Here is an 8,834-nt window from a genome sequence, read left to right on the forward strand (position 1 = left end):
CCTCGGCACCGCCGGCCCCGCGGGCGGCCGCGGGGCGCTCAGGCCTCCTCGCCGGGAGGCGGCGCCGCATCGGCGAGGAAGTCGAAGGCGAGCCCGCTGGAGCCCTCGCCGCGGCCCGCGCCGCGGCGGGCGGAGAGCCAGACCGAGACCCGGCCGTCGCGCCAACGGGTGCGGTTGTACGAGACGGTGACCCGGGCGCCCGCCTGCGGCACCTCCTCCTCGTTGACGAAGTACTGCCGCCCCTGGTCGTACCCCTCCCGCAGCAGCGCGGTCCGCGGCCTGACCGGCGTGCCGTCGACCACGCTGGGCAGGGCGGCGCGCTGGAGCTGGACATCGCGGTTCTGGCCGGGCACGTGCACGGGGATGAAGGGGATCCAGTTCTCCGGCACGGAGTTCATCGCCTGGTAGGCGACGGGCGCGGCCGGTTCGGGCGGCGCGGGCTGCGGCTCCCTGAGCCGCAGGCGGTGCGCCAGGACCTCGGCGGCGACCTCGCTGCCGCGCCGGGCCTCGCCGGTGGCCAGCCGCACGGTCTTCTCCACGCCCCAGACCATGTTGGCGCTCTCGTCCCGGATCAGGGCGACCTCCTCCAGCACCGGGCCCTCGGCGATCTTCGGCACGCTCGCCGGCAGCAGCAGGCTGGTGTCCGCGGGGACGTGGTCGTCGCCGACGGTGTCGAGCGTGAACATCGACCAGCGCTGCCAGTCGGCGTCGTCGCCCGCGCCGGCGGGGGTGATCCACAGCTTCTGCCCGAAGACGTCGGTGACCGCGAGCCCCTGGATCCGGGCCAGCGTGCCCGCGGGCAGATCGCAGGGCAGCTGGTACCAGTCGTTGCTGTAGACGAGCGCGAACTCCAGGAAGACCAGCCGGGCGAGGTCCGTGCTGTCCGGCCGTACCGCGGCGAAGTTGGTCCGGCCGTCCTCCAGGGCCCACCAGCGCGGCAGCGGCATGCCGGAGAACCGGACCGGGGCGGGGAAGACGGTGCGGTGGACCGCGTCGGTCGCCTCGCGCGCGCCGCCGAGCGGCCCGCCGGGGTCGACGGAGAACGCGTGCCAGTCGAGCGTCCCGCCGGGGTACTCCTGGACGGTCAGCGCCTTCTCGCCGCTGCCGCCCGGGTCGCCGACGGCGACGGAGAAGCGGTGCTCGAGCCGGCGCGGGTCCCACGTGGCGTTCGCCGTGTGCGTCGCGGGGTTCTCGGCGGGCTGGTCGATCAGGGCGTCGAACCAGGCGACCAGGCGCCTGCCGAGCCTGACCAGCTCGGCGCGGTGCAGTCCGAGCAGTCCGGCGATGCCCTCGTGCGCCAGACCGCCGCCCTTGAGGTGGAGGTAGAACTCGTACCCGTCCATCCGCCGTCCCGCGACCGCCTGCATCGACGACCAGACCTCGGGATGCGCCACGCGCGCGGTGTCGTCCGGGTCGTCGGGGTCGGGCAGCGCGATCGGGTAGCGGGCGATGTACTTCTGACGCACATTCAGGCTGAGGATGTTCAGCAGCAGGTTCTGGCCCAGGAGCTTGAGCCAGCGGCGGCCGACGGCCAGGCGCAGATCGAAGGAGATCCGGTCCCCGCCGAGGGCGAACGGCACGGCGCGCCGCTCCGCGACGGCCTCCAGCGGCCGGTCCGCGGGCAGGTCCTCCACGGCGCCGCCGCCCGGCCGGAACCGGGTCGGCGCCGCCGTGGCGACCGAGTAGGTCGCGGTGACCGGCGAGCCGGCGTCCGAGCCGCGGAACTCGCCGAGCTGCCACTGCCGGGTGAGCATCCACAGCGGGTCGCGCACCTCCGCCCGCAGCGCCCGGTCGAAGTCGGTGGTTCGGGGCCGGCCCTCCAGCCGGTTCCACAGGCCGACGGTCGGGGCCTGACGGCGGTCCAGGGCGGTGCGGAGCTGTTCGATGCGTGGCTCAGTCATGGGTCTTCCATCGCAGGTTGGAGATCGCCAGGTCGGTGGAGACGGTGATCGGCTGCCGGGTCGCGGACATGACCGTGGCCGGCAGCAGCTGGGCGTACGCGGTGTCGTCGAGGTGCGCCGGCTCGACGGCCCGGATCTTCGCCAGGTCGAAGGTCTCCGCCACGGCGGCGGCCAGGTCGTCGACCGTCCAGGCGCGTCCCCTCACCGGCGGGACGACCAGCAGCATCGACTGCGCGGGCTCGGAGTCCGGACGGTCGAAGTGCACCGCGACGCCGGTGGTCTCCTGCTCGGCGGGAATCACCTCGGTCCACTCGTCCAGCAGCAGCCCGCAGCGCTGAGGAGGGCCGAGCAGCGGCTCGGAGGCGTAGTGCGCGGTGAACAGCAGCCGGTCCTCGACGATCTCGGCGCCCGCCTTGAACTCCATGGCGAGCCAGTGGTCGTCGGCTCGGTAGGGCAGCTGAACCGGGGTCAGCTGCGGCTCCTGCCAGCCCAGCACATTGCTCAGCAGCCCGCCGGGGCCGCGCAGCGCGTCGCCGAGCATGACCGCCTTCTCCCACAGCCGCGGCTTCTCCCGTACCCGCGCGATGCCGTGCACCCAGTCGTCGACCGGGAAGTCCCGGCCGACGTCGTCGCCGAGGTGCCGGGTCAGCCGGGCGCTGTCGTCGCGGGCCTTCTTCCAGTCCGTCGCGAGCCGGCCGGCGGGCGTGAACTCGGGCACCGCGAGGACGTCGTCGCCGAGCAGGGCCTTCAGCGCGTCGGTCGCCGCCTGGACCCGGTCGGGCCCGGTCACGGCCTTGTCGTGCTCGCCGAGCGCCTTGTCCGCGGCGGTGAGCCTCGCACTCACGTCGACCTGGAGCGAGAGCGCGCGGGCGAGCAGGTCCCTGCCGTAGGCGACGACCCGGTCCTTCAGGGGCGTCAGGTCGAGGCCGACCGGGTCGACGTCGCTCAGCGGCAGCACGGCGGCGACCTCGGCGAACAGGCCGCTCAGCGTCGTCTTGGCCGTGCGCGCGATGCGCCCCAGCGCCTGCACGCGGCTGTGGAACGCCGACCGCCTCAGGGCGACCGTCGCCCTCAGCTGCGCGGGCCGCGACGGGCGGGGGCTGGTCGGGGTGGTGGTGAGCAGCCGCTCGGCGGCCTCCAGCAGCCGGAAGCGCTCCTCGGCGGGGGTCGCGGAGGGCAGTGCGTCATAGCGGGCGACGAGCGCGTCGGCCTCGGCGAGCGAGCGGCCCATCCGGTCGGCGGCGACGGCGACCGCGGCCAGCAGGTCCGCGAAGACCCCGCGCCGCCAGCCGGTCGCCTCGCCCCAGCCGCTGCGCACCATGCCGAATCCGCCCGCGGTCGTGATCAGTCGGGCGTACCCGGCCAGGAGCGCGTCGATCCGGCTGACCACCGCCGCGCGCTGCGGGGTCGCGGGGTCGGGCGGATACAGCGGCGACAGCTCGGCGAGGTAGCCGGCGGCGTCGGCGCGCAGGTCGTCCAGGGCCTTGCGGACGGCGGCGGGCCGCTCCCTGGGCAGGGACACCGCGTCGTCCGCGGACCGGTCGACGGGGACCGCGCCGGACGCGGCCGCCAGATCGCTCGGCCGCAGCGGGCGCGAGGTGGTCAGCAGCGACCGCAACGCGTCGACCAGCGGCGACAGTTCGAAGAGACTGATCTTGTCGCCCACGCGCTGGGTGTAGCGGATCGTGAGCACGGCGTCCGGGCGCGGGCGGTCCCGGTCGGTGACGACGCCGATGATCCGGTCGTCGAGGTCGGTCATCGCGGCCTGTCCGGCCGGCCGCAGCGCCCACAGCAGGTCGATCGGCTGAAGCTCGAGGTCGTGCTGGGTGACGACGCGGCTGCGCGCCTGGCCGCCGACCGGGTCGGTCCAGGCGACCAGGACCCCCACGTCCTGCGGGCGCGGCAGCAGCGTCGGCAGCCAGGCGTTGACGGCGGGCTCGGCCTTGGCGCGCGGGCCGTTGCCCTGGAACAGCGTCGAGCCGTGGTGCGGGCCGAGCCCGGGGGTGAGCACCAGGCCGAGCCGGTGGGTCAGGGTGACGCCGCTGCGCGGGGTCTGGACGACCGCGGGGTCGGGCGGGAAGCCCTCCTTCGCGTACGCGTCGAGGGTCGCCGCCGCCCGTTCCGGGTTGCCGAGCAGCGCCTGGTGGGCGCCTTCGGCGACGGCGAGGTCGGCCAGCGCGTCGTGGACGTCCAGCAGGCGCCGCACCTCCTCGTCCATCGCGCACTGCTCGTCCTCGCTCGCCGGGGGCATGTGGTCCGCGCCGAAGGGGTACCGCGGCCGCGCGGGCGCACGGGTCGCCCGGCGGACGAGTTCGAGGCCGTCGACGACGTTGCGCGCCTCGATCACCTCGAGGGGGGCGTCCGGTCCCGGCGTCGCCGCCGAGAGCTTGCCCGCGCGCAGCGGGAACGCGCCCCGCAGCGCCGGGAGGAACTTGTCCAGCTCGACGCCCGGACGGCCCTCGTGGAGCCCGCGCTCGAACCGGTAGCCGAGCAGCGCGCCGAGCGACTGCCCCTGGCGCAGGCCGTCGAGCAGGGACAGGGCGACCCGCACCCGCTCGGAGCTCAGGTTCACCGCGAAGGAGTCCGCCTGCTGCGGCGACCCGTTGGCGAGATAGCCGGCCCGCAGCACCGCGGCGGTCCTGGCGTGGCTCGGCGACGGCGCGTGGATGTAGCCGCCGTTCTTCGCGTCGTGCGCGATCGAGGAAGCGCCGAAGACCTGCGCGAGCTTGCCGGTCAGCGGGACCTGGGCGAGCTCCCGGTCCGTCCGGGGGCGCACCTGCTCCAGATAGCCGTACGCCCCGACGTGGACGCCGCGGCGCGGGGCGGCCGTGCCGTCGGGGCCGTACCGCAGCTCGGACAGCCGTTCGTTGGCCAGTCCCAGCAGCCAGGCGTCCAGCCGGTAGGTCGCGCAGTCGAGGTGCTCGGCGAGCACCCGCTCCAGCCGGGCGGTGGGCAGGTCCGCCAGCAGGCCGATCGCCTTGGTCTGCTCGTCGAGCGGCGCGGTCGCCTCGTCCGTGCCGAGGACGCCGGGGATGAACTGGTGCACCAGCAGATCCGGGTCGGCGCTCCCGGTGACGGCCGGGTCCGGCGCGTACAGCTGCCGGTAGCGGCTCTCGCTCGGCGGCGGCGCGGGCTCGCCCTCGCGCTGGGTCCTGATGTGGATGAACGGCGGGTCGGCGTACGGCGCCGGGGCGCGGCCCGCCGCGACGGCGAGCCGCCGGCCCGCGTCCTCCCAGCCCAGCAGCAGCGCGTGCCGCAGCAGCAGATACAGCAGCGCGGCCGGCGGCCGCCCGGCGGCGAAGCCGTCCTCCAGCCGGATGGTCTCCAGGTCGGTGCGCCCGTGCTCGGCGAGCCAGTGCAGGTAGTTGCGGGAGTCGGGCGCCGGGGTGTACCTGCGGACCGGGTCGGTCTCCGACAGCGGCCGGTCGTCGACGAGGGGGCCGAGCAGCGGATACTGCGTCCCCGCGAAGAGGCGGCGGATCAGGTCGGGGTCGGGCCGGGCCGGCGGGTCGGGGGCGTAGCCGAGGCGGGCCAGCAGCGCGCGGATCGGCTGCGGCATCTGGAGCTGCCCCTCCAGCGCGGACACCACGCTCTCGCCGAGGCCGGCGAGGTTCTCCCGGTTGAAGAGGTCCTCGACGCTCTGCGCGTACCGCTGGTGGTACTCGGCGGAGGTCGGGTGCAGCGCGAGGATGTCCAGCAGCCGCTGGTGCGGGTCGTCGTCGCCGCCGTCGATGTGCGCGACCTTGCCGACGGCGGCCTGCCAGTCCTGCTGCGCCTGGCGGAGCACGTGGTACAGGGCGCGCCGGTGTCCGGCCTGCTCCGGCCAGGCCAGGCGGCTGAAGGCGGTCGTGGGCAGGATTCCGTACGGCTGCCGGCCGATCTTGACGGTCGGCGCCGGGCCGCGCCCTGAGACGTGCCGCAGGAAGAAGTCGCGGGTCTGTGCCACGGCCTGCGGCGACAGGATCGGATGCAGGGTGGTCTGGAGGAAGCTGCCCCAGGTCGCGGGCCAGAGCGCTGTGCCGGCGGCGCGTGCGTCGCGCTGGTCGGTCCCCTCGGCGTTCGGCATCCCAGTCAGCACCGCGGGGTCGACGCCGAGCAGCTCCGCGAACCACTGTCCGTCCGTCTTGGCCGTCCAGTCGCCGGGCGCGGCCTGGGCGCGCGAGCCCGCCGCCGCGCGCAGGGCGGCCGCCGCCTCCTCGCGGGCGTCCTGACCGGCCGGCCGCTGCTCGGTGTTGTTGGCCGGCGCGCCCTGCGGCAGCAGGCCGTATCCCGCGGTGCTGCGCAGCTGACGGGTGATCAGCGCGCCGAGGTCGGCGGCGGACTGCTCGGCGGTCCTCTGCTCCCGCAGCCCGAGGACGATCAGACGGTCCAGGCCGCCGCGGGTGCGGTCGTCGAGGGGGATCCGCAGGCCCATGCCCGCCCGGACCGCCTCGTCGAAGTCGGTGAGCCAGAGCAGGGCCTGTGGCACATGCAGGGCGCCGGTCTGCTCGTTCACCTTCAGCTGGTCGTCGGCGCCCGGGTCCGGGCTGACCGACAGGTCGCCGCGGACCGGCGCGCCGGTGGCCGTGAGGACGAGTTCGCCGGCCAGATAGCCCAGCGCGGTGAACCGGTCGGGCAGCAGCTGCGCCGTGGCCGGCTTCGTCCAGGAGTCCGGGGCGACGGCGGCGGGGCGGGGCAGCACCATGAAGGCCACGAGCACGCCGTCGTGGGCGCTGCCGGGCGCGGCCTCCACACCGGAGGGCCGTCGTCCCCGGATCGCCGCGGCCCGGCCGGCGCCGACGGCGGCGAGCAGCGCGGCGTCGGCGGCGCGCAGTCCCACCCGGTCGCCGTGCGCCCGCCAGACGGCGCTCCAGTACGCGACCGTCGGCTGCCGGTCGTTCGCCGGGAGCGCCGCCTCGCTGACGATCACCAGCACAGCGGTGTCCTGGGGCACGCCGGCCGGCCGGTCGGCGGCGTTGGCGGGCGGGTAGGCGGCCTTCAGCCAGCTGGCCCGGCCGGCGGGGACGCGTCCGGTGAACTCCTGCCAGGCGGCCTGCTCGGCCGCGGCGGCGCCGCCGGCTCTCCACAGCCCCGTCCAGTACGCCCGCAGCGCGCCGGACTCGGCCTCGCTGGGCAGCGGCTCGGACTTGTCGATCGCCCACTCGTCCGGGAACACCCGCACCAGCAGCTCGGTCGGGGTGAAGCGGGTCTCCAGCCGGACCGGCCCGAGCAGCACCGGATAGTCGTCACTGAGCGGGTCGGCCATCGGGCAGCATCTCCTCTGCGTGTACGGCGATCAGCACGGGCGCCTGGAAGAGCATGTACGCGATGTCCGCGGAGCTCAGCGCGGCGTTCCACAGCGGAAGCGCGACGTCCTCGCGGCGCTGCTCCTGCTTCTCGGGGTCGTCCTCGGAGCCGTCGAAGGGCAGGAGCGGCACCTGGACGGCCGGATCGAGCTGGATGAACCGGCTGCCCTGCGGGTCCACGTCCCGCCAGGACAGGTCGTTCCACACCTCGACCGGGGTCCCGGCGCCCTCGTCGGCGCCGAACCGGGGGTCGCCCGGGCGCTCCTTGACGACGAAGAACCAGCCCGGGTCGTCCGGCGCGTGGCCGCGCGCCTGGGCCGCCGTCAGATCGAAGCCGAGCAGGGTGATGTCCGGCTCGACCTTCGCCTCGTACAGGGGAAGGCGCACCAGGTGCGGCGGCGGGCGCTCCTCGTCGGGAATCACAGCCAGGACCCGCTCTCGGCCCGGGTCCGGGACGCCGTGCTCGTCTCGCGCCCAGTCCGCCTTGTGGGCGTAGACCGCGGCCGTCGGGTACTTCTTCAGCAGCTCGCCGCGGATCACCAGGACGAGCTCCTCCTCCTGCTCGCCTGCGAGATCGCGGTTGTCGTGCGCCCCCAGGGCCGACTCCGGCGTCCAGGAGTCGATCGCGGTGATGTCGTAGAGCCGCTCGCGGCGCTCGGCGGGCGTCTCGCCCGGCAGCGACAGGGCCGGGCGCGGGTCCCAGAACTGCCTAAAGGGGGTGCCCCGCTGATCGGTCGGATACTCCCGCCACAGCAGCTCGCGGGCCATCTCGTGGTTGAGCCCGACCATGAACGCCTCGATGAACTCCTGGTCGGTCGCCAGCAGGGTGATGGTGTTCGGCGGGATCAGCTGGAGGTTGGGCACGAACGTGTCCACGGACAGGTCCAGCAGCGACTGGAACATCGGCAGGTCGACGACCGGATAGGCCATCGCCTCGATGAACCGTTCGGCGAACGGCTGGAGCCGCCCGGGCAGCCGTACGGAGGAGAGCAGATGCCGGGGCACGGTGTCGTCCGAGCGCAGGCCCGTGAGCATCCGGTCGGCCGCGGCCGGGACGCCGAGGGGCTCGCGGGCGTCGGCGCGGCCGCCGACCTCGGCGTCGCCCCAGCCGCGGTAGACGTCGCGCAGGCCCTCCTTGAACCGCAGCGCCTCCTCGCTGTCGGGTTCGCCGGGCTCGGGGACGACTCCCTCGCCGGGCAGGCTGAGAAGGAAGTCGCCGCTGGTCGGCAGCTCGCCGACCGGATCCTCGCCGGCCAGGGCGCCGTCGGCCGCCGCGCGGGCGCCCGCTGCGGGGCCGGGCGGGTGGAGGACGTCGGCGAGCTGCTGAGGGGTGACGACGGCGGACGGGGTCGTCTTGGCCGCCGCCGCGGTGACCGCCCCTGTCTCCTGGTCCATCTTCTCCAGCAGCTCGTCCGGCTGCCGGTTCTCGAACAGCGTCCGCGTCAGCCGCGTCCCCGGCCGGGTGATCCGCCGCATCTGGGGCGACAGCGGCGCGGCGGCGACCTGGCTGGCCGCCACCTCGAACCCGACGGCGACCTCCCGGGCCAGCCCTGCCCGCGCGCCGGCCGTGCCCCGCGCGCCCGAGCGCGGCCCGGTCACCCGGGAGTGGGCGGGCGCCGTCAGCCGCAGCGCCCGGCCCGCGGGCTCG

2 protein-coding genes and 1 pseudogene are annotated in these 8,834 nt (G+C 75.2%); all 3 read right to left on the bottom strand.

Translation table 11 applies throughout. The features are described from left to right. Positions 1-38: 38 nt before the first annotated feature. A complete protein-coding gene (locus tag AB0M39_RS20040) occupies positions 39-1,901 on the bottom strand; it encodes a hypothetical protein (protein WP_365366110.1) in 1,863 nt (620 codons plus the stop codon). Beyond that, positions 1,894-7,146: a hypothetical protein gene (locus AB0M39_RS20045; RefSeq protein WP_365366112.1), complete on the bottom strand. Its 5,253-nt coding sequence runs from the start codon at positions 7,144-7,146 to the stop codon at positions 1,894-1,896. Before AB0M39_RS20045 ends, AB0M39_RS20040 begins: the two co-directional genes overlap by 8 nt. After that, positions 7,127-8,834 (bottom strand): annotated as a pseudogene (locus AB0M39_RS20050) (hypothetical protein); the annotation flags it as partial. The gene AB0M39_RS20045 and the pseudogene AB0M39_RS20050, both read right to left, overlap by 20 nt.

This window comes from Streptomyces sp. NPDC051907 (assembly GCF_040681075.1).
In the GTDB taxonomy this organism is placed as follows: domain Bacteria; phylum Actinomycetota; class Actinomycetes; order Streptomycetales; family Streptomycetaceae; genus Streptomyces.

Coding starts and splice junctions, on each gene's coding strand:
- AB0M39_RS20045 (WP_365366112.1), bottom strand. CDS start 7,146: ATGGCCGACCCGCTCAGTGACGACTATCCGGTGCTGCTCGGGCCGGTC.
- AB0M39_RS20040 (WP_365366110.1), bottom strand. CDS start 1,901: ATGACTGAGCCACGCATCGAACAGCTCCGCACCGCCCTGGACCGCCGT.